Raw genomic sequence first — 21,161 nt, forward strand, 5'->3', positions numbered from 1 at the left:
TTTCATTCGTAACGTAAGATTACTTAACGTCAGTACGGGTGAACGTCAGGTTGTGCTCTGCACCAGTCAGGCTCAGCTCGTTGCCGTTGATGCTGGCCGTGCTCCACTCCATCAGCGTTGAGCTGACAGTGTGCTCCAGCTTCATCGCCGGATCCTGACACGCCATCATGGTCATGCCCATTTTCTCAATACGCAATTTACCGTCTTTTAGTTCTGCCTGACCGAAGTAACGGTTACAGCCCGCGTGACCACTCGCACCCAGTTCTTCATTCAGCTGTAGCGTTGGCGCTTTGAAAGGCTGTTGAAGTTCCAGTGCTTTGTTATCGACTTTTGTCAGAACCCATTGGTGAGTCGCCAGGTCATTTGCAGAGATCATTGTTGTTTCAACCGGTTGTTTAACAGTTGTAGAACATGCAGCAAGAATAACAGGAAGCGCAAGGGCCGTCAGATAACGTTTTTTGATCATAGTTGTTTTCCAAACAGTAACGATTTGTGCCAGTTAAGCATAGGGAACCTGAACGAAAGCTGGCAGTTCGTAAAAAATTGTACGATGTTTTTTAATTGTCGTCCATAAAATAAACAGGTCTGAATGCATTTTAGCCGCCTGCCAGACATTGCAATCCGTTGCAATTGTCTGCTTATACAGAAAGTATCATAGACTAAAAACCAGTATAGTGATGTTAACTCTTTGTCATTTTGGATTTTTTTCTTCACTGACCATATGTAGGTGAACATCCTGCTGCGGGTAGGGGATCGAAATGCCTTCACGATCAAACCGCATTTTGACCTCGCGGGTCACATCCCAGTACACATCCCAGTAATCTTCCGTCTTGACCCAGGGGCGGACAATAAAATCTACCGACGACGTATTGAGAGTATGCAGCCTGATATTGGCTTCCGGAACGCGCAATACGGCCGGATGCTTGTCTAGGATGTCGTGTAAAATCCGTTCGGTTTTTTCGATGTCGTCGTTGTAGCCAATGCCAAACACCATATCGACCCGCCTTACCCGCTCATGGGTGATATTTTTAATGGTGTCCCCCCAGATCTTGCTGTTCGGTACGATCAGGATTTGGTTATCAAAGGTTTTGATGGTCGTGTTAACCAGGCTCATGTGGCTCACTTTGCCGGATGTCCCACCCGCTTCGACATAGTCATCCACGTCAAACGGTCGATAAATCAGCAGCATCATGCCGGAAGCAAAATTAGACAGGGTATCTTGCAGGGCAAAACCAATGATGACACCAGCCACCCCGAAGCCGGTTAGAACCGGGGCCAGGTTCAGGCCAATTTGTGACAGAGCAATCAGCAGGCCGATGACAAACACGATGTTGCCGCTCATGGAGATGAAGAACTCCTTCATCAACTGCGTCATTTTTAGGGTCGGCGAAGATACCGCGCGGGTCACGATACGTCGGGTCAGCAGCTTCAGCAGCCGGAAAATGAACAGAATCACCATGAAGATGAACAGTTTGAACAGCGCCTGAGGGGTATTCTGGAATACCCAGTCCTTCAGGTTTTTGGTCCAGCCGGAAATTAGCGAAACCAGCACTTTGGTGTTCATCAATTCGTTAGTCAGATCCCCGGTAACCTCAAACAGCTGCTTGGTCATCTCCGTGGTATCAAGCCCCATGTCCCGCGCCAGCGCCACCAGATTTTTCAGCTCTTCGGTGTCACTGACGACCTGACGCTGGGCCAGAATATGCTGGATTTGCAGCGATGATTTTTCAGCCTCTGCCGCCGCTTTAATCTGTTTGGTGAGCATTGTCTCTTGCTGGTGGTCAAAGGTCAGCTTGGCCGAGACAAAATCGATGCGCTGACTGACGGTGTCAATCAGTGCCGATTCTGCTTTGTCCAGCGGATGACCGAGCGTTCTCAGCCATTGGAAGTTAACCCATTGTTCTTGCATGATCTGGTGATAGAAGCGGGTGACTTCATGCAGTGTTTTCTGCATCAGGAGCCGTTGTTCGGCATCGGCGGCATCCAGTTCACTCTGCATCTTATTGATCTGTTTCAGCAGAAATGTCATGGCCATTTTCAGGTAGTCGACCTGTACTCTGACAAATTTGAGCAGGGTGGGGGTGTTCTCATCGGTTCGTTTTGGAATCAGGTCTTCCAGCTCGTTGCGGATGTCCTCATTTTTCTTGAGCATCTGCATGTCGATGATATTTCTTGCGGTACCACTCTGATTTTGCGCTTCGCGGTACAGCTGGTTGATATCCTGTTCCAGTTTTTCGATTCGCTCAAATTCGTTGGAAGGGGAAGCGGCTTCCGGCTCAGCCAGCACCAAGAAACTGAGCAGTAAGCAGGGAAATAAAAGCCAACGCATGAAAAACCTCTCTAACAAGCTGAACGCTATAAACAATCATAAAGGGAGAGCGGTGATTTCGATGTAATAATTTGGCGAAGGTGTGATATGAGCAGGTAATCCTGTTGAGTCTGACTATAGTGAATACCAGTTAGGCAAATGGCATCGAGCAGGAGTATCCGCGATGGATGAGTTAACAGGTATTGAGCGGGGATCATTGATCCATATTGTCACGTTGCGCTGCAAAGATACCGACCATGCCCGTCAGTGTCTGGAACTGCTGGAGCAGTTCGGCAAACCGGATGCCTTGCACTATCGCTGCCTGTCTTATGAATTTGGCCTCAGGGAAGGAACAACTGACACGGTATGCATTGTTGAACGCTGGCAGCACTGGCAGGATTTGGATGCTTTGTTGCAATATAAAGTGACGCCGGCATTGCTGATGTATAACCGCTTGTTAAGTCGGCCGTTTGACCTAGAAACAGATACCGTGCGCATTCGGTTGGTGGAGTGATGCTCGGCTCAGGTGACGTTTGAGCAGAAAGTGAGGATGGGAAACCTTGTTTGTTTTGATGGCCGAATTGACTCAATTCACTGATAAAGTTCGGAAATGATCGCAGAAGGCCGCAAACTGCGACAAAAAAAGCCCGCTATCCTTAGCGGGCAAAAATACACATGATGTGTCGTCGTGACACGAGCGAGAAAAAACAGTGTTTATTGTGTGTCCAGCACGTTTGCCTCGGTTGACGTTGACATTGAAGCTGGACTGCTTGAGCCAGCGGTGTTGGCGGCATGAACACCTTGTTTTGAACATGGTGTTGTCACCTGTCCCGCAGGCTGATGTTTAATACGGAACAGCAGTGCGTAGCTGACCGGCAGGACAACCAGCGTCAGCAAGGTTGCAAACCCCAGACCGAAGATAATGGTGACCGCCATGGCTTTAAAAAACGGGTCAAAAATCAGCGGTATCATCCCCAGCATGGTGGTAATGGCAGCCATCCCCACCGGTCTTACCCGGCTGACAGAAGAATCAAACACAGCCTGATACGCGGCTTTGCCTTCGCGCACTTCGGCGTTGATTTGATCAACCAGCACAATTCCGTTTTTGATCACCATGCCGCTCAGGCTGAGCATGCCAAGCATGGCCATAAAGCTGAATGGCGCATCAAATAACAACAAACCTGAGGCAATACCAATGATCGCCAGCGGAACGTTAAACCAAATCACCAGCGGCTGACGTACCGAGTTAAACAGCAGTACGGTGATCAGGAACATAAACAGGTACCCCAGCGGCAGCGAACTGAAAATACTGGCCTGCGCATCTCGCGAGGTTTCGTATTCGCCGCCCCATTCCAGCGAGTAACCATCCGGCAGGGGAATCGCTTCGATGTCAGCGCGAACCTTGCGGAATACCGAGTCTGCAGTTTCACCGCTGTCGAGCACCGGATCGGCAAACACCGTCAGTACTCGTTTGCGGTCACGGCGCATCACAATAGGGTTTTCCCACTCAGTATCAAAGGATGATACCAGCTGTGTGACCGGCACAAATGTGCTGTTTTCCGAGCTCCAGACTTGCAGTTTGGACAGGCTGTTGGCATCTAACCGTTCCTGCTCCGGTGCGCGGGCCAGAATCGGCATCAGATGCGTTTGTTCGCGATATACTCCGATGGCTTTACCGCTGAAGTTAATCAGCATTGCATTGTCGAGATCCTGCTTGCTGATACCGACTTCCCGTGACTGCGCCATATTGAGTTGCGGACGCACAACTGCGACCTGATTACGCCAACTGTGGCGAATGTTTTCGGCGCTTGGCTCGGCCTGCAGAATTTGCTCTGCCTGATAGGCTAGCTGGCGCAATACCGTTGGGTCTTCACCGTAGAAGCGGGCTTCAATTTTTGCGGCCGGAGACGGCCCGTTTTCCAGAAACTTCACCCGGAACTCGGCATCCGAGTAATTTTCCCGCAGATAAGCCGTCAGCTTAGGCATGCCTTCATACTGTTGCTCCAGGCTGTCCATTTCAATCATCAGCTGGGCAAATGCGTCATAGCCTTTTTCCGGCGCGTAAGGCAGCACGAAACGCTGGGCACCCTGACCGATCACGGATGTCAGCTGCTTCATGCCGACCTGGTTTTCCGCTTCAAACTGCAGCAGATCCTGCTCAATGCGGCTGACGAAATTCTCCGTACCCAGAATATCGGTGCCTTCCGGCATCCAGATATCGACGAAGAAAATCGGCGTATTCGATGGCGGGAAGAACACATTTTTCACGTGACCCATACCGATGACAGCCGTGACCAGCATAGCGACGACTAGACCCAGCGTTAGGATCTTAAAGCGCAGGGCCAGCGTCAGCAGCGAGCGGTATAGATTGAAGAACCAGCCCTGATACAGCTCCTGCGGCTCGCCATTGCTTTCACCGTCTTTGAACAACAAGTGACAGAAGAACGGCGTGATGGTGATGGCGGTGATCCAGCTGATAAACAGGGAAATCAGCAGTACCTGAAACAGCGATTTACAGAATTCACCGGTCGCATCCTGCGATAAGCCAATCGGGGCAAACGCGATAATACCGATGACGGTGGCACCCAGCAGCGGCCATTGGGTCTGCTTGACCACTTGTTCGGCAGCTTCCAGACGCGTTTGGCCTCTCTGGATGCCTATCAGGATCCCTTCGGTGACCACGATGGCATTGTCGACCAGCATCCCGAGCGCAATGATCAATGCTCCTAGCGAAATCAGCTGTAGTTCGATGCCCAGCACATTCATCGCAATGAATGTACCAAAGATGGTCAGCAGCAGTACCACGCCCATCAGGATGCCTGAACGCAGACCCATGAAAACCAGCAAGACCACAATAACGATCAAGATGGACTCGGCGAGGTTAATCAGAAAGCCGCTGACCGACGCATCGACCACAGCACCCTGGTCATAGACGGTATCCAGCACCATGCCGACCGGCATTTGCGATTCCAGTTGCTGAATTTTGTCGCCAATAGCCTGGGAGACGTTAACCACGTTGACGCCGCTGACAAAGGAGATCCCCACCGACAGCGCCTGCTCGCCGTTGCTGTGGTAAAGCAGCGACGGTGTTTCCGTTTCCGTTTTGTACACCGAGGCGATATCACCCAGATAGACCAGATGGTCACTGCCCGGCGGGCTGACCAGCAGGCGCTTCATTTCCGCGACATCGGTAAATTCACCGGTTGGGTGAATACGGATGCGTCCTTCACCGACCCGGATTCGTCCGGCATTGGAGACCACGTTCTGGGTCTGAATCTGGCTGTAGATGTAATTCTGATCCAGGCCAAGCGCTGCCAGTTTTTCCTGGCTGATTTCAACCACGACCTGCTCTTCAGGCGCACCCACCACGGAGACTTTTTTTACCCCGTCAATCAGTACCAGTTCCCGGCGCAGATAGTTGGCAAAGTTCTCCAGTTCGCGATAGCTGTAGCCGTCACCTCGCAGGTTCAGCAGAATGCCGAACACGTCGGAAAAGTCGTCAATGATTTGCGGCTGTACCGTGCCCGGTGGCAGTGACGCGACGGTATCATTCACCTTACGGCGCAGTTCGTCCCAAATCTGTGGCAAATCACGGGCGTCATACCTGTCCTGCATTTCCACTTCAATCTGTGACAGACCGGCACTGTTAATTGACGTGATATGCTTGATCTGCGGCATCTGCTGTATGGCGTCTTCCAGCGGCAGTGTCACTTCTTCTTCCACCTGCTCCGGAGAAGCACCCGGATACGGGGTGATCACCAAGGCCTGTTTGATGGTAAATTCCGGAAATTCCAGTTGCCCCAGACCGGTAAACGAGATGCCGCCACCAATCAGCATCAGCAGGATAAACATCCAGCTGATGACTTTGTTTTTAATGCTGTAATGCGCAATATTCATCGGTTACACGCCTCGTTCCCAGCGAAGCGGCTTCACGGTCATATTGTCTTTCAGGGCGTTGGCGCCGACTTCGACAATTTCATCTCCCGGGGTCAGCCCGGACAGCACTTCAATTCCGTTGGCTCGAAGCTGACCGACAGTCACCGGGACGGATTCCAGCTTGCCGCTTTCTGCGTTATAGCGCCACACAGAGGTAATCTGTTCGTTATCACTGCGTACAATCGCACTCAGCGGCAATACTGTGATGGCCTGACGTTCACCCTGATGGGCTGTCATGTCGAGCATCAGCTCTGCGCTCATTCCCGGCAGGATATTGAGATCCTTTGGCGGAATCAGGCTAAATACCACTTCATAAGTTTGGCTGCCCTGACTGACGGTACTGGCGTGCTCTTTGTACTGAACCGGGTAGGTCATCACTGTTCCGCTGGTTAAAACCGTCGGCGTAAAACCGCTCTCAATGGCCAGCGTTTTTGGAGCCTGGAAACGGACTTTGGGATTAAATGTGTCGTCAAAACTGTTGTTTTTCAGCGAGAGGAGCAGTGATTCCGGCACCTGAATACTGACATCCAGTTGACTGTTACCTTGCAGGGTCAGTACCTTCTGGGTGGCCTGAATCATCTGATGGTTGTCCAGATTGACCCGCGCGACAGTGCCTGAAAAAGGGGCTTCGAGACGGGTGTAGGCCAGCTGATCGCGTGCGGTATTGAGGGCCGCGCGTGCCGATTTCAGGGTGGCACGGGCGGTATCGTATTCGGCTTTGGAAATCAGCTTACGGGCAAACAGCTCTTTCTTGCGGTCGTAATCCACGGCGGCTAGCTCATGGCTGGCTTCGGCATTCAGCAGTGCGTTTTTGGCATCACGATCATCCAGCTTGGCCAACAGCTGGCCCTTTTTCACGTACTGGCCTTCACTGAGATCAAGCTTCACCAGCTCGCCATGAATACGAAAAGCGAGATCCGCTTGCTGACTGGCTGCAATCTTGGCCGGGAACACCCGTACCTGCGCCTGCGCCATGTCTTCAATGGTCATGAGTTTCACCGGGCGAACAACCGGTGAGGGCTGAATAGCGCTTTCTGCACTGTCACATCCGGTCAGAGCCGAAGACAGCAGAATCGCCAAAAGGCTGAAAGAGGCCGGTTTCATGTAAGTGATTCCTGTTGTTATCAATTTTCGCAAACTATACATTTAGTCTGGGTTTCGATTAACCGGACAATTTGGAAAGACAAGTTCCATTTTGCGGAACACTAAAAAGCGGTAAACTGCTTTACAATAGTCAGGGACTGTGAACAGAGACAACGTTATGAAAACCGAAGACATTAAGTTATTTCATCAGATTGTGGATGCCGGCAGCCTGATCCGGGCGGCGGAAATTTTTGACTTACCCAAGTCCAACCTGAGCCGGCGTGTAAAATCGCTGGAAGAAGAGCTCTCGGTGCAGCTGTTTCACCGTCATAACCGTTCGATGCAACTGACGGAAGCCGGCAAGAAATTTTATGACCGAACCAAATCGATTCTGATTGAGCTGGAGCAGAGCATTCAGGAAATTACCGCGCCGGTGTACGAAGTGTCCGGCCACTTACGGGTTCAGTTGCTGCCACTGCCGGGCTTGATGGAAGTCGGCCGTACCATTTTCCGTTTTATGGACATGTATCCCAAAGTCAGTGTGGAGGTGATCAGCAGTTCGGAAGAATCGAACCTGATTGAAAACCATATCGATGTAGCGCTCAGGATTGGCCAAAAGCTGGAAGACTCCAGCCTGATTGCCCGTCCTTTCAAGTCTGCCTCGTTTGGGTATTACGCCACGCCGGAATACATTGCCCGTCATGGCCACCCAACGTCGCCGCAAGAACTGCCAAGTCATAACTTCATTCTGTTCCGTTATCCGAACGGGAATTTGGTCAACCGGATGCCGATTGGCAACGGCAAAGAGATTGAAGTCGGCGGCGATTTGATCATGAACAGCATTCCCCTGATCGTCGAGGCCTGTCTGCAGGGTAGGGGGATCATTCTGATCCCGGAGCAGCTGGCGGATTACTACGTGGAGCGGGGTATGTTGGTGCGGTTGCTGGAAGATGTTGAGCCCTGGATGAGCTACGGCTGGCTGGTGTATCCGTCACGCAAGCACCAGTCGCTGGCGGTCAGAACCTTTATTGATTTTCTACTGTCGGAAGCTGAATTTTCGCCGACCTGCCCGGCGGTTGAAGCGGATATTCGGGGAATGCCTATCTAAGCGTGCAAACTCGGCGGCAAAGAAAAGTGAACGGTACAGCCTGCGTGCCATTGCCTTGGTATGGTATTGCCTGGTTGTGGGTATTGCTCAGGCATGGCTAAAGAATTTATATGGGAAAGAATTGATGTGGCTTTGGTAGGTATAAGGTTTCGCAGATAAAAAAAGGCCCCCATTCCATGGGGGCAATATAGTTACCATCGCTTTTTATTATCTGTACAAAACTGCATGACTTACTTGCGAAGGAAGTAAATCGACATTAACCGAAATCACCGTTTACGTAGCCACGGGTACGATCGTCACGTGGATTGTTGAACAGTGCGTGTGTGCTGTCGTGCTCAACCAGTTCACCCATCAGGAAGAAGGCGGTGCGGTCTGAAATACGGCGCGCCTGCTGCATGGAGTGGGTAACGATAACAATGGTGAAGTCTTTCTTCAGTGACTCCATCAGGTCTTCAATTTTCTTGGTTGCAATTGGGTCCAGTGCTGATGTTGGTTCATCCATCAGGATCACTTCAGGTTGCATCGCAATTGTACGAGCGATACACAGACGCTGCTGCTGACCGCCCGACAGGCCGAACGCGTGTGACTTCAGGCGATCTTTCACTTCATCCCATAGTGCCGCGCCGCGCAGAGATTTTTCTACCACTTCGTCCAGACGTTTCTTGTCGGTCACACCTTGTGCACGCAGGCCGTAAGCCACGTTTTCGTAGATGCTCATCGGGAACGGGTTTGGCTTTTGGAAAACCATGCCGACTTTGATGCGCAGCTGAGACACATCAATGTTGCCGTACACATTTTCGCCGTCCATCGTCAGTTTGCCGTCAATTTTCACGCCTTCAATCAGGTCGTTCATGCGGTTCAGGCAGCGCAGCAGGGTCGATTTACCACAACCTGACGGGCCAATCAGTGCCGTAACCTGACGGTTTGGAATAGGCAGGCAGATTTTCTTGAGTGCTTGGTTTTCGCCGTAGTACAGGTCCAGGTTTTCAATGTTGAATTTGTTCATGGTGTTACTTCCTCAGAATTAGTAAGTCGCAGTGTTAAAGCGTTGCGCAATCAGTTTGGTAATCAGGTTAATTACAAGAACAACCACAATCAGAATGGTGGCCGTGGCATAGGCCTGGTTCCATTCGTGAACCGTGTAAAGTTCCTGCGTGAGCTTATACAGGTGAACAGTCAGCGTACGCCCGGAGTCAAACATGCTCTCTGGGATACGGGCAACCATACCTGCTGTCATGAATACCGGCGCAGATTCACCGATGACACGACCTACACTGAGGATGATAGAGGTGACAATACCAGGCATTGCGCTTGGCAGAATCAGTCTCCAGATTGTGTAAATTTTTGAAGCACCCAGGCCGTAAGAGCCTTCGCGGTACGTTTGTGGCACTGCCATCAGCGCTTCTTCCGTTGTACGGATAATAACGGGCAGAATCAGGATACTCAGGGTCAGGGCTCCTGACAGGATTGAGTAACCAAAGCCCAGTACCACGACGAAGAAGGTCATACCGAACAGACCGTAAATAATCGACGGGATACCAGCCAGCGATTCTGTACAGAATCGGATCACTTTAACCAGACGGCTGCCGACTTTGGCGTATTCCGTCAGGTAGATGGCTGTCATGATGCCCATAGGAGCAGCGACAGCAATCGATGCAGCAACCATGTAAAGGGTTGACACAATCATTGGCCAGATGCCGGACTCTTGTCCGATTGTCGTGTAATTGCTGGTGACGAAGTTCCAGTCAACGTGCGACAGGCCGTTACTCAGGATGTACCACACGACCCACAACAGAAAACCAACAGTGATGGTGGCTGCTGACCAAATCAGGGCCAGGGAAATATTGTCTTTCAGCTTTTGCTTACTTGGGTTAGTTGCTTGTAGAGCCATCGTAATTACCTCGCGCGCTCACGGTTTAGGTACAGCAGCGCACCATTCAGAATCATGATGAAAACCAGCAGAACAATACCGGTCGCATACAGGGCACTGGCGTGAATGCCGGTTGCATATGACATTTCAATCGCGATATTCGCCGTCAGGGTACGGGCAGAATCCAACAGACCCTGTGGCATGGCTGGTGAGTTACCCATTACCATGATGATGGCCATGGTTTCACCCAGCGCACGGGCAACACCCAGAATAACGCCGGTCATGATGCCTGAGCGGGCAGCCGGTACAAGCAACTTAAAAATGGTAAACATGTGCGACGCGCCAAGGGCCAGAGAGCCTTCTTTGTAACTGCGTGGCACGGCACGAATAGAGGTTTCAGAAACGGTAATGACCGTCGGCAGAATCATCACCGCCAGAACAATGATACCGGCCAGCACTGTGTTACCTGCCGGTACTTCGAACACGTCCTGAATCAGCGGGACGATGATAACCAGACCGAAGAAGCCGTAAACTACCGATGGGATACCTGCCAGCAGTTCAACCATAGGGCGAATCAAATCTGCCAGACGTTTAGGGGCCACTTCAGCAATGAAAATCGCGGTCAGTACACCGATAGGCACACCTACAATGACCGCGCCAGCTGTCGAGACAACCGAGGCAACAATCATTGGTGCAATACCAAACAGGGCAGGCGGCAGCCAGTCATTCCCCAGTACGATTCCCGCGATGCCAGCGTGGGCGAATGCAGCGTAGCCTTCACGGAAGATGAAGTAACCGATAGTGATAAGCGACAAGATACCTAGAGCGGCACTGGTCAGAAACAGGTACTTGAAGAACAGTTCACGCCAGTCGATTTTATCTTTGGCTTTCAGCGATGATCCTTTCGCTGATTGTTCTATGTTATTTGCGATGGTCATATGTGTTACTCCAGATACTGATCCACAAATCCGAACCAGATATCGAGAAATCAGAAAACCGGCCATCGTCATCGACGATGACCGGAAAAGTAATCAGAACTTAGTGAACAGAGATGAAGCCTTTGTCAGCAACAATCTTTTGAGCTTCTTCAGACTGAACCCAGTTCAGGAAGTCTAGTGCAGCTTTTGAAGGACGACCTTCTTTGTAAACCACCAGGAATGGGCGTTGTACGCCGTATTCACCCGCTTTGATGGCTTCTACAGATGGTTTGTGGCTGTCGATAGACAGTGGTTTAACTGAACCGTCTACAGAACCCAGTGAGATGTAACCGATAGCAAACGGGTTGTTGGCTACGATAGTTTTCAGCTGGCCGTTACCGCTGGCAACCTGTGCGCGCTGAGAGATAGCTGAAACACTTGTACCGTTCACTTTCTTTTTCAGAGACATGATGTCTTCGAAAGCGCCACGAGTACCTGATGCGGTATCACGAGTCGCAACAACGATTGGCTTGTCTTCACCGCCAACTTGTTTCCAGTTAGTGATTTCGCCTTTGTAGATTTTAGCGACTTCTTCTTTAGTCAGGTTATCAACGGTGTTGTTGTTGTGTACAACCACTGCGATACCGTCACGAGCGATAACCACTTCTTTGATGAAGTCCGCTTTCTCAGAAGATTTCAGGTCACGAGAACTCATGCCCAGGTCAGAAGAACCGTCGTGCGCAGCACGTACGCCTGCTGATGAACCAGGACCTTGAACTTCGATGGTGACATCGTGAGATTTTGCGTAGGTCTCACCCAGAACTTCCATGATAGGTGATACGGAGCTCGAACCAACAACAGAGATAGTTTCGTTTGCAACTGCAGTGTTGAACACCATTGAACCTGCCAGAGCGAGTGCACCAATAACCTTAGTTTTCATTTTCCTAATCCTTAAAATGCTTGGCTGTTAAATGCCAGTCGGTTTTGAATGAACGAGGCAAAGGTTAGAAAAGAAATATGACAATCATGTTTCAGAACTTTGAACACTGTATGACGCGATTCATAAATTCTTCATTAGCATTTCTGGAAAATGGTCGCTTCTTTATATCTCAATGATTGATAGGCAAAAAAAATACGCTGTCAAATTAATGACATCAGTAACAGTTATTTTGACGGTGAGATTGCTTCTATCGCCTTGAAATTTAGATGTTTATTATGTGGACATTTTTGTGACGTAGATCTATATTTCCCGCATCAAAAATTCCAACGAAATTTCCTTGCTTGCATGGACGCAGGTGATTCTCTGTTATGAGGCTGTCATGCAATTTTCTCTGAAAAATTTATCTATCCGATACCAGGTTCTGCTGCCTGTTATGCTGATGGTAGTCGTGCTGTTCGCGGCGCTGCTTACTACAAAATTTAAACTGGAAACCGAACAGGGCGTGATTGCAACGAACACGACCAAACTGGTGACGTATAAAGATACCCTGGCGCGCATTGACGATCAGGTTTACCCACTGCGTATCCATGCCGTTTACGCCATTTACGACGCGAAGCGCCGTGAAGAATTCCTGCGTAATATCAACGGTGCCGTGAAAGAGCTGGGCTCCGATATTCAGGTTCTGGAAAAAGAACCCGAGTTCCGTAATGAAGCCAAGCAGGTCGAAAATGCAATTCGTGCCTACATGGACTTCTCCAAGCAGGCGGTTTCTTTATTGGATCGTTTCGATCACGGTGAAGTGTCTACGGCAGAGTTTAACCAGTTCATCAATGAATACCGCACTATCGGCGATAACATGGTGAGTGCTATCAATCAGCTGTCTGCCCATGTCAATGAGTATGCGGCGCGCAGCATGCAGCAAAGTGCTGAGAACAATCGTGCGCTGATGTCAGCAGCAACCATGGGGATTGCTGCGGTGTTCGTCATTGTATTCCTGCTGGCTTGGTGGTTGTCAGGGCTGATTGTGAATCCGATCATCAAACTGCAGGCAGTGATGCGTGAAGTGGCCGGGGGTAACCTGACGGTCAGTGCCGAGCAGGACGGTACCAACGAACTGGCGATGCTGAGCAGTGATGTCAATGTAACGGTGAAGCAGCTGCACAGCACGGTTGATTCGATGATCCGCATCAGTGAAGACGTTGCTGCAGCCGCCACAGAATTGGCCGCGGTAATGACGCAGTCGGAAGCCAATGCGCAGTCTGAGCAGAATGAAATTGATCAGGTGGCATCGGCGGTGAACGAGCTTTCATCAACGGCTGATAACGTTAGCGATACAGCAACTGCCGCCGATGCGACAGCTAAAGAGACCGATTCACTGGCGCGTCAGGGTCTGGACGTCTTCGAAGAGAGCAATGCTGCCAGCCAGCAGATGTCTGCCACACTGTCAGATGCAGCTGGGGTAGTGACTCGCCTGAAAGATCAGTCTGAGCAAATCAGCAAAGTAATCGAAGTGATTCGCGGTATCTCGGAGCAAACGAACCTGCTGGCACTGAATGCGGCGATTGAAGCGGCCCGTGCCGGTGAATCAGGCCGTGGCTTTGCCGTGGTGGCTGATGAAGTGCGTATGCTGGCGGCGCGTACTCAGGACTCAACGCAAGAAATCCAGTCCATTATTGAAGAGCTGCAACTGCAGTCGAACCAGGCAAATGACAGCATGCAGGTAAGCCTGGAAATGCTTGAACGCAATCAGCTGCTGGCCAGTCAGGCAAATGACGCGTTGATGGGGATCACTACTGCGGTACAGCAGATGAGCGACATGAACACCCAGGTGGCGACAGCGGCAGAGCAGCAGTCGATGGTGACTCAGGATATCAACCGTAACGTGACTAACATGTCGGAAATCGTCAGTCAGAACGTTGCCGGTATCAGCCAGAGCGCGATGGCCAGTAACGAGTTGTCACAGCTGGCCGAGCAACAGAAACAACAGTTGGCTTTCTTCCGCATCTAAACATCTCCTTCCTGCCTGAGGGAACAACCTGCTCGGCAGAAAAACGAATAGCCCAAGGCCTGTATGACACAGGCCTTTTCTTTTTTCTGGCGAAAAGGGCATTATGTGTTTCTTTTCCTGTGGTTACAGCGCTCAGGTGCGAATCCGGCTAGACTTGTAGCTATACAGTGCCGGGCATGGCTCTGAGTATAGCTATGGGTATAGCTCCGGCTACAGCTCTGGGTATGCTGGCTGTTACCAAGTGGCTGGCTGAAGCAATATTTCTTATAAGCGGTTTCAAAGACTGTGTTCTATTCCAAAAACCAAACATTCCAGAATGATTAAAAAAGTACAGCAAATGGTGGTCTTTAACGCGCTTACCCACCAGCGTAGTTTTACCAAGGCGGCGCAGTTGCTCGATATTTCCCGTACGCAGGTCAGTAAGCAGATTCAGCAACTGGAAGAGCGTCTGGGCGTGCAATTGGTTCAGCGGACAACCCGCTCTTTCGCACTGACAGAAGCCGGTGAACGATTTGCTGTGCGTTGCGCCAATATCGTGAATGAGGTGAATGAAGCAGAGAGTGAGTTGCTTGAGCGCAGTGACTCGATGCAGGGGATTTTGCGGGTCGGGATTGCGCAGTCTTTTGCCAGGCACCATATCGCGCCGCATATTGCCGAATTTCATGCACAGTATCCGCAGCTGGATTTGGAAATGAGCCTGTTTGATCACCGGGTCGACTTAATTGCGGAGCAGTTGGATCTCTGGATTGGAATGACAGATTCCCCGCCGGAAGGGTTTGTTGCCCGCCATTTAGCGGATTGCCACTTCGTGCTGGCAGCCAGCCCGGATTATCTGGCGAAACATGGTGTGCCTTATACCCCAGAAGCGCTGGTGGAACATAACTGCATCACCTATTACAGCCGGGAGCGAAAGGATAACCTCTGGCATTTCCGTCAGGACGGCCAAAATCTGCAGGTAAAAGTTTCCGGTAATTACCGGGTTGATTCTGCCGATGCCATTCTGGATGCCACGCTGGCAGGTCACGGCGTAGGGTATCTGGCGACTTATCTGCTGGATAAAGAATTCCGGGAAGGAAAACTGGTCAGACTAATACCGGATTGGGAGCTGTCACAGTACATGCCACTTTACGCGGTTTATCCGCGCCATAAGTTCCTGCCTAAAAAAGTGGATGCTTTCATCCGTTTTATCAAACAACACATCGGGGAACCCGTGTACTGGGATAAAGTACTCAACAACTGAGCCAATCGGTTTCCTGGTATTTTTCCGGCGAGTTATCGTTTGCGCAACGCTTTGTGCGGCGATTTTTTCATCTCTTTCTAGGATGCTATTGTCACCATAGGGAACAATAGTATCCCCTCTGCGCACCAATCTGGCGTTTCCCGGCTTTTTTTGCTGTATTCCTCATCATTGCCCGCTGAAATGTATGCAAACTGTGAATTGCATTAACAATTTGAACCTTGTCACATTTTTATATCTCCATAAAATGCCGCCGCAATCGTTTAACAAACAAATTGGTGGAGTTTGGCCGTGAATTATCTGGTCAGCCTGTTGGGCATTATTACGCTTTTTGCGGTTGCAGTTCTTTTCTCTGAAAATCGGCGCGAGATTAATTGGCGCACAGTGGGTGGCGCTTTTGCCATTCAGCTGATTTTTGCCGGTTTTATCCTGTATGTACCGGTAGGGCGTGAAATCCTGAACAGTGTATCCACTGCGGTATCCGGTATTATTGACTACGGTCGTATTGGTACTGAGTTCCTGTTTGGTGAACTGGCACAGTTTAAACTGGGCTTCATCTTTGCGGTGAACGTGCTGCCGACTATCGTATTCTTCTCCGCGTTGATCTCTGTGCTGTATTACCTGGGCGTCATGGGCTTTGTGATCCGCTCGATTGGCGGTCTGTTGCAACGTGTGCTGGGCACCAGCCGTACTGAATCTATGTCAGCGACTGCCAACATTTTTGTGGGTTCGGTTGAAGCGCCGCTGGTAGTACGCCCGTATTTGGCGAAAATGAGCCGTTCAGAGCTGTTTGCCGTAATGGTGGGCGGTTTGGCGTCGGTAGCTGGTGGTACCCTGGTAGGTTACGCCGGGCTGGGTGTGGATATCAGTTACCTGATTGCCGCCAGCTTTATGTCTGCACCGGCTGGTCTGATGATGGCAAAAATCCTTGTTCCACAAACAGAATCACTGCGTGATCAGGATGATGTAGCTGATGACGATGAAGACGCTCCGGTCAACATTATTGATGCAGCGACTCAGGGCGCGCTGAGCGGTCTGCAAATTGTCATGGCCGTTGGTGCCAGCCTGCTGGCGATTATCAGCTTGATCGCCCTGATCAATGGCGGCCTTGGCCATATCGGCGACTGGACCGGTGTGGACAACCTGAGTCTGGAACTGATTTTCGGCTATCTGTTTGCACCTGTTGCCTGGTTGATCGGTGTGCCTTGGTCTGAAGCGACAGTGGCAGCCAGCCTGATCGGTAAAAAAATCGCGGTGAACGAATTTGTGGCTTTTGCTGACCTGATGAATGTGAAGCAGCAGCTGAGTGAACACTCTCAAGCCGTAGTGACTTTTGCGCTGTGTGGTTTTGCGAACCTGACGTCGATTGCGATGCTGATGGGTGGTCTGGGTGGCGTGGTGCCAAGTCGTCGACCAGATATTGCTCGGCTGGGATTCAAAGCGATTTTCGCTGCGACTCTGGCAAACCTGATGAGCGCAACGCTGGCCGGTATCTTCCTGTCATTCTGATGAGTCGCAGAAAAGTCAGGGCAGAATAACCGGGTGCAGAACTGCCGGATAAAATCTGTATTGCCTTGAATTGAATATAAAAAAACAGAGTGCTCCGGCACTCTGTTTTTGCTTTGTTGCTACATCATAAGACCTAAGGACACATTAAAACTATAGCCAAGCCTTTCTCAGGAATTGTCTCAATCTTGAAATGTTGTGACATTCACCCAATAAAATTCCTTTTTAGGGTGTTGACCGCACCGTAATGATCACTTCGTGTAAATCTGGTCTATATCCGCAGGTATCAGAGTTCACTATCTTTATCCGCTTATCCGCTTATCCGCTTATCCGCTTATCCGCTTATCCGCTTATCCGCTTATCCGCTTGCATGCGTTTAGAGGGCTCGTATCCCAGCTGAAAGGCAAGGGATGAATTGCAGCCTGACTGAAGGGCAATAGGTCTTTACTAAAATGGGTTATGGATGAAATTAGCCAATGTCGAAAAGAGATGGCTACACTTTTCAGTGTGGGGGTGTGGTTGCATAGCTTTCTTGTTGCATGGCTGTCTTGTTGCATGGTTGCGTTATCGAATAGATGTTAGGTTGTATATATATGATAATCATGTTGCTAAGAACAGCTACGCACTCCAAGGAAAACAAGGACTCATGTCAACAAGGACTCATGTCAACAAGGAGTAAAGCATGAAGGGAATGATTCTTGCGGCAGGACAGGGAACCCGTGTCAGACCTATTACACATACCATTCCAAAACCTATGATTCCCATTCTTGGCAAGCCGGTCATGGAGTCCATGATTCAACTGTTTGCTACTCATGGTATCGACAAGATCGTCATCAATACCAGCCATCTTGCAGAGGTCATCGAAAATTATTTTGGTGATGGCCATCATTTCAAAGTGCAGCTGTCATATTCCTATGAAGGGGAATTTAAAGACGGCAAATTCGTCAGTAAAGCATTGGGATCTGCAGGCGGGATGCGCAAAATTCAGGACTTTTCCGGATTTTTCGACGAAACCTTTGTGGTGGTCTGTGGTGATGCCTGGATCGATCTTGATCTGACCGAAGCAATGCGTCGCCATAAAGAATCCGGTGGTATCGCCACGATTATTACCCGGGAGGTCGAGCCGGAAGAGGTGTCGAAATACGGGGTCGTGGTGACGAACCAATACGGCAAGGTTATCAGTTTCCAGGAAAAACCGGCAGTCGAAGACGCCCTCTCGAATCAGATTAATACCGGCATTTACATTTTTGAACCGGCTATCTTCGACTTTATCCCGCCTGGTGAAGTGTATGATATTGGCGGTCAGTTATTCCCGAAACTGGTTGAAAGCGGCATCAATTTCTTTGCGACCAGCATGAATTTCCAATGGCTGGATGTTGGTAATATCAGCGATATCTGGACGGTCACCAGCGATATTCTGAATGGCAAGGTTCCGGGTTATCCGATTCCCGGCACTCAGATAAAGCCGGGCATTTGGGTGGGCATTAATACCGTTTTCAATCCGGCAGACTGCAATATCACGCCCCCGGTGATCATCAGTAGCGGCTGTGACATTAAGCCGGGCGCAATTATTGAAGGTCCTGCTGTGATTGGCGCAAACTGCAAAGTTGAAAAAGGCGCGGTGGTGAAAAAAAGCCTGATTGGCGAATACATTCATGTGACGCCGTCGGCTTACGTCGAAAACAAAACAGTTTTTGGCGACTACTTTATTAGTCATGATGGTTATACTCAGTCGCTCGCTGAACTGGATGCCGTACAGCGGCTCAAAGATCGCCGACAGGTGCAACCTATGATTGGGGCCATTGGCAACATGCCGGTTTTTGTCTCCAGCAAGCCGCCTGAAGACAGTGAAGAAATTCTGACTAAATAGCAATGCCGGAATTAAGCGGGTGGCGGGGATTGAACTGGAATTCATGTAGATCGATAAGTATGTCTGTAATCGGAAGCGTCGCAGAAAGCGTTCTTTATTAGACAACTTTCTTTTTCAAACAGCTTTCTTTTTCAGACTGCTTTCATTTTCAGATAGCTTCTTTGCAAGCATGCTTGTCAGTCCGCGCACTCGCACCTTTTCGCATGTTCTCGTGCGCATACGTATTGGTTAGTCAGGCAGTGCTGTCTGTTCATCTGTTAATCTGAACATCCACGACATTGACTGAGATTACCCTCCCACCATTTTGTAAATCGATTTCATTGACGATAGGTTCAAAAAGCATGTGTTTTAAACGGTGCCATGCATATAAACAGAGCTGTTCGCAAAGAAATAATAGCGAAATCATTCCGATGAGAATGTCGTTACGTTTACATTCTTGAGTAATAGATCGTGTGATAATTCTGTGAATCTGCGTTTTATTAGTTTCTTTGATGCCAAACTGGCGGCATTTCACATGCTTTATATTGGGCATTTTGCCAAATGATTTTTGTGCTGATCACAATTTCTTAACATCGTAGCTTCCTTTAGTTGACATCTGTAAGGCTGATATGGGTAATTAGGATAAAACATCAATTTAAAACAAATGTATTAATCCTGTCTCCGACACGTGAAGAAAACAAAAGGTGAACCCATATGATGAATCTTGCTGCTGCGCTACAAAGGAATGCTGCTTGTAAACCCAACCAGGTTGCTCTGGTGTGTGGAGAAACGGAAATTACATATGCGCAGTTTGATGCGATTGCAGGAAAAATTGCCCATGCATTGATTCAAAATGGTATTCAGGCAGGAGATCGGGTTGCTCTGAGTTGTCCTAATCTGCCTTTCTTCCCTTTAGTGTATTACGGTATTCAGAAGGCCGGTGCTGTGGCCGTGCCACTAAATGTGTTACTGAAATCACGCGAAATTAAATATCACCTCGAAGACTCCAAAGCCAAATTTTACTTCTGTTTTGAAGGCACGCCGGATCTGCCTATGGCTCGTGAAGGGATTGCTGCCTTTGGTGCGGTAGACAGTTGTGAGAGCATGATTGTCATGACACTGGATCAGACGCAGCACAAGTTTGAAGGGCAACCGACACTTAACAGTTTCATTCATGATGTCGAACCACTGGAAGACTATGTGCAGCGTGAAGCTGATGATACCTGCGTTATCCTCTATACCTCAGGCACAACAGGGCTGCCAAAAGGTGCGGAGCTGACTCAAAATAACATCGTGATGAACGCGATGGTGGCGCAGAATATCATGGCGACCCAGGGCAGTGAAGTACACCTCATTACCTTGCCTCTGTTCCATACTTTTGGTCAGACCGTCCACTTAAATGCCGGAGTGCTGAGTGGGGCGAAACTAGTGCTGGTTCCGCGCTTTGAGCCAAACCACGTGCTGGAATTGATTGAAAAACACAAAGTGAACATTTTCGCGGGTGTGCCGACGATGTATATCGGCCTGATTCATGCTCAGCTTAACTATGATGTTTCTTCCCTGCGTATCGCAGTAAGTGGTGGCGCATCATTACCGACGGAAGTGATTCGTACGTTTGAATCACGCTTTAACGTCCCTATTCTGGAAGGTTATGGCTTATCTGAAACCAGCCCGATTGCATGCTTTAATCACTTAGACTGCGAGCGTATTCCCGGTTCTGTCGGCCAGCCAGTTCAGGGGGTAGAAGTGCGAGTCGTCGATGTTGAAGGCAAAACACTCCCAATCGGTGAGGAAGGAGAAATCATTGTCCGTGGCCATAACATCATGAAAGGCTATCTGGATCGCCCGGACGCGACGGAAGCGGCAATTCGAAATGGTTGGTTCTACACCGGTGATATTGGCCGGTTCGATGAGTCTGGCAACATGTACATCGTAGATCGGGTGAAAGATATGATCATCCGTGGCGGCTTTAATGTATATCCACGTGAGATTGAAGAAGTCTTTATGACACATCCATCGGTAGCCATGGTTGCAGTAATCGGGATTCCGAATGAGGAATACGGCGAAGAAATTAAGGCGTATGTGGTGCTCAAAGAAGGGCAGGAAATTGAAGCCGACGAGTTGCAAGCCTGGGGTAAAGCGCAGTTTGCCGCGTTCAAATATCCGCGTTTTGTCGAAATTCGGAAACAACTACCAATGAGTGCAACGGGTAAAATCCTTAAACGTGAACTCAAGGCTGAAATCAAAGAAGTCACCGCCTAAGGCTATATCTGTACACTATAAAGCCTAAATTAAAACAGCCAGCATGGGCATCGCTAGCCTGGGCTGGCTGTTTTGTTTCCAATATCCATTTCACATGAGAGCTTTTTTATAACAAAAATATTAAATCAAAATTATTA

15 protein-coding genes are annotated in these 21,161 nt (G+C 49.6%); 7 read left to right on the forward strand and 8 right to left on the reverse strand.

Annotation, left to right across the window (positions count from 1 at the left end; all coding sequences use genetic code 11):
• Positions 1 to 19 precede the first annotated feature (19 nt).
• Together C9I92_RS13020 and C9I92_RS13025 are read right to left on the reverse strand one after the other, a co-directional pair.
• A complete protein-coding gene (locus C9I92_RS13020; protein ID WP_242551858.1) occupies positions 20 to 466 on the reverse strand; it encodes an META domain-containing protein in 447 nt (148 codons plus the stop codon).
• A 225-nt stretch (positions 467 to 691) separates the two neighbouring features.
• A complete protein-coding gene (locus tag C9I92_RS13025) occupies positions 692 to 2,329 on the reverse strand; it encodes a mechanosensitive ion channel family protein (RefSeq protein WP_047883521.1) in 1,638 nt (545 codons plus the stop codon).
• A gap of 163 nt (positions 2,330 to 2,492) precedes the next feature.
• On the opposite strand from C9I92_RS13025, the gene C9I92_RS13030 reads away from it, so the two are divergent.
• Positions 2,493 to 2,822, forward strand: a complete 330-nt coding sequence (locus C9I92_RS13030) for a hypothetical protein (protein ID WP_047883522.1) — start codon at positions 2,493 to 2,495, stop codon at positions 2,820 to 2,822.
• Positions 2,823 to 3,022: 200 nt separating this feature from the next.
• On the opposite strand, the gene C9I92_RS13035 is transcribed toward C9I92_RS13030, so the two are convergent.
• Together C9I92_RS13035 and C9I92_RS13040 are read right to left on the reverse strand one after the other, a co-directional pair.
• On the reverse strand, positions 3,023 to 6,205 hold the full coding sequence (locus C9I92_RS13035) for an efflux RND transporter permease subunit (RefSeq protein ID WP_084712440.1): 3,183 nt from the start codon (positions 6,203 to 6,205) through the stop codon (positions 3,023 to 3,025).
• 3 nt (positions 6,206 to 6,208) lie between these two features.
• Positions 6,209 to 7,348 carry an efflux RND transporter periplasmic adaptor subunit gene (locus tag C9I92_RS13040; RefSeq protein ID WP_047883523.1) on the reverse strand — a complete coding sequence of 380 codons (1,140 nt, stop codon included), beginning with the start codon at positions 7,346 to 7,348 and terminating at the stop codon, positions 6,209 to 6,211.
• Between the two features lie 157 nt (positions 7,349 to 7,505).
• Between C9I92_RS13040 and C9I92_RS13045 the strand changes: the two genes are divergently transcribed.
• Positions 7,506 to 8,435 (forward strand): LysR family transcriptional regulator, encoded by a 930-nt coding sequence (locus C9I92_RS13045; protein WP_047883524.1) that lies wholly within the window; start codon positions 7,506 to 7,508, stop codon positions 8,433 to 8,435.
• A gap of 256 nt (positions 8,436 to 8,691) precedes the next feature.
• On the opposite strand, the gene pstB is transcribed toward C9I92_RS13045, so the two are convergent.
• The 4 genes from pstB to C9I92_RS13065 form a co-directional block, all read right to left on the reverse strand.
• Positions 8,692 to 9,441, reverse strand: a complete 750-nt coding sequence (pstB, locus tag C9I92_RS13050) for a phosphate ABC transporter ATP-binding protein PstB (RefSeq protein ID WP_047883525.1) — start codon at positions 9,439 to 9,441, stop codon at positions 8,692 to 8,694.
• Between the two features lie 18 nt (positions 9,442 to 9,459).
• The gene (pstA, locus tag C9I92_RS13055) at positions 9,460 to 10,326 is read right to left on the reverse strand and encodes a phosphate ABC transporter permease PstA (protein WP_047883526.1); all 867 of its coding nucleotides are present in this window, start codon (positions 10,324 to 10,326) and stop codon (positions 9,460 to 9,462) included.
• Positions 10,327 to 10,331: 5 nt separating this feature from the next.
• On the reverse strand, positions 10,332 to 11,243 hold the full coding sequence (pstC, locus tag C9I92_RS13060; RefSeq protein WP_047883527.1) for a phosphate ABC transporter permease subunit PstC: 912 nt from the start codon (positions 11,241 to 11,243) through the stop codon (positions 10,332 to 10,334).
• Positions 11,244 to 11,343: 100 nt separating this feature from the next.
• Positions 11,344 to 12,162, reverse strand: a complete 819-nt coding sequence (locus C9I92_RS13065) for a phosphate ABC transporter substrate-binding protein (RefSeq protein WP_047883528.1) — start codon at positions 12,160 to 12,162, stop codon at positions 11,344 to 11,346.
• A gap of 379 nt (positions 12,163 to 12,541) precedes the next feature.
• On the opposite strand from C9I92_RS13065, the gene C9I92_RS13070 reads away from it, so the two are divergent.
• The 5 genes from C9I92_RS13070 to C9I92_RS13095 all read left to right on the forward strand — a co-directional run bounded on the left by C9I92_RS13070 (position 12,542) and on the right by C9I92_RS13095 (position 21,024).
• The gene (locus C9I92_RS13070) at positions 12,542 to 14,170 is read left to right on the forward strand and encodes a methyl-accepting chemotaxis protein (protein WP_047883529.1); all 1,629 of its coding nucleotides are present in this window, start codon (positions 12,542 to 12,544) and stop codon (positions 14,168 to 14,170) included.
• A 316-nt stretch (positions 14,171 to 14,486) separates the two neighbouring features.
• Positions 14,487 to 15,410 carry a LysR family transcriptional regulator gene (locus C9I92_RS13075; protein WP_047883530.1) on the forward strand — a complete coding sequence of 308 codons (924 nt, stop codon included), beginning with the start codon at positions 14,487 to 14,489 and terminating at the stop codon, positions 15,408 to 15,410.
• A 288-nt stretch (positions 15,411 to 15,698) separates the two neighbouring features.
• Positions 15,699 to 16,916, forward strand: a complete 1,218-nt coding sequence (locus C9I92_RS13080; RefSeq protein WP_047883531.1) for a NupC/NupG family nucleoside CNT transporter — start codon at positions 15,699 to 15,701, stop codon at positions 16,914 to 16,916.
• A gap of 679 nt (positions 16,917 to 17,595) precedes the next feature.
• The gene (locus tag C9I92_RS13085) at positions 17,596 to 18,783 is read left to right on the forward strand and encodes a nucleotidyltransferase family protein (RefSeq protein WP_047883532.1); all 1,188 of its coding nucleotides are present in this window, start codon (positions 17,596 to 17,598) and stop codon (positions 18,781 to 18,783) included.
• A 693-nt stretch (positions 18,784 to 19,476) separates the two neighbouring features.
• Positions 19,477 to 21,024, forward strand: coding sequence for a long-chain-fatty-acid--CoA ligase (locus tag C9I92_RS13095; RefSeq protein WP_047883534.1), 1,548 nt, complete (start codon positions 19,477 to 19,479; stop codon positions 21,022 to 21,024).
• The last annotated feature ends 137 nt before the right edge of the window (positions 21,025 to 21,161 follow it).

This window comes from Photobacterium ganghwense (assembly GCF_003025595.1).
In the GTDB taxonomy this organism is placed as follows: domain Bacteria; phylum Pseudomonadota; class Gammaproteobacteria; order Enterobacterales; family Vibrionaceae; genus Photobacterium; species Photobacterium ganghwense.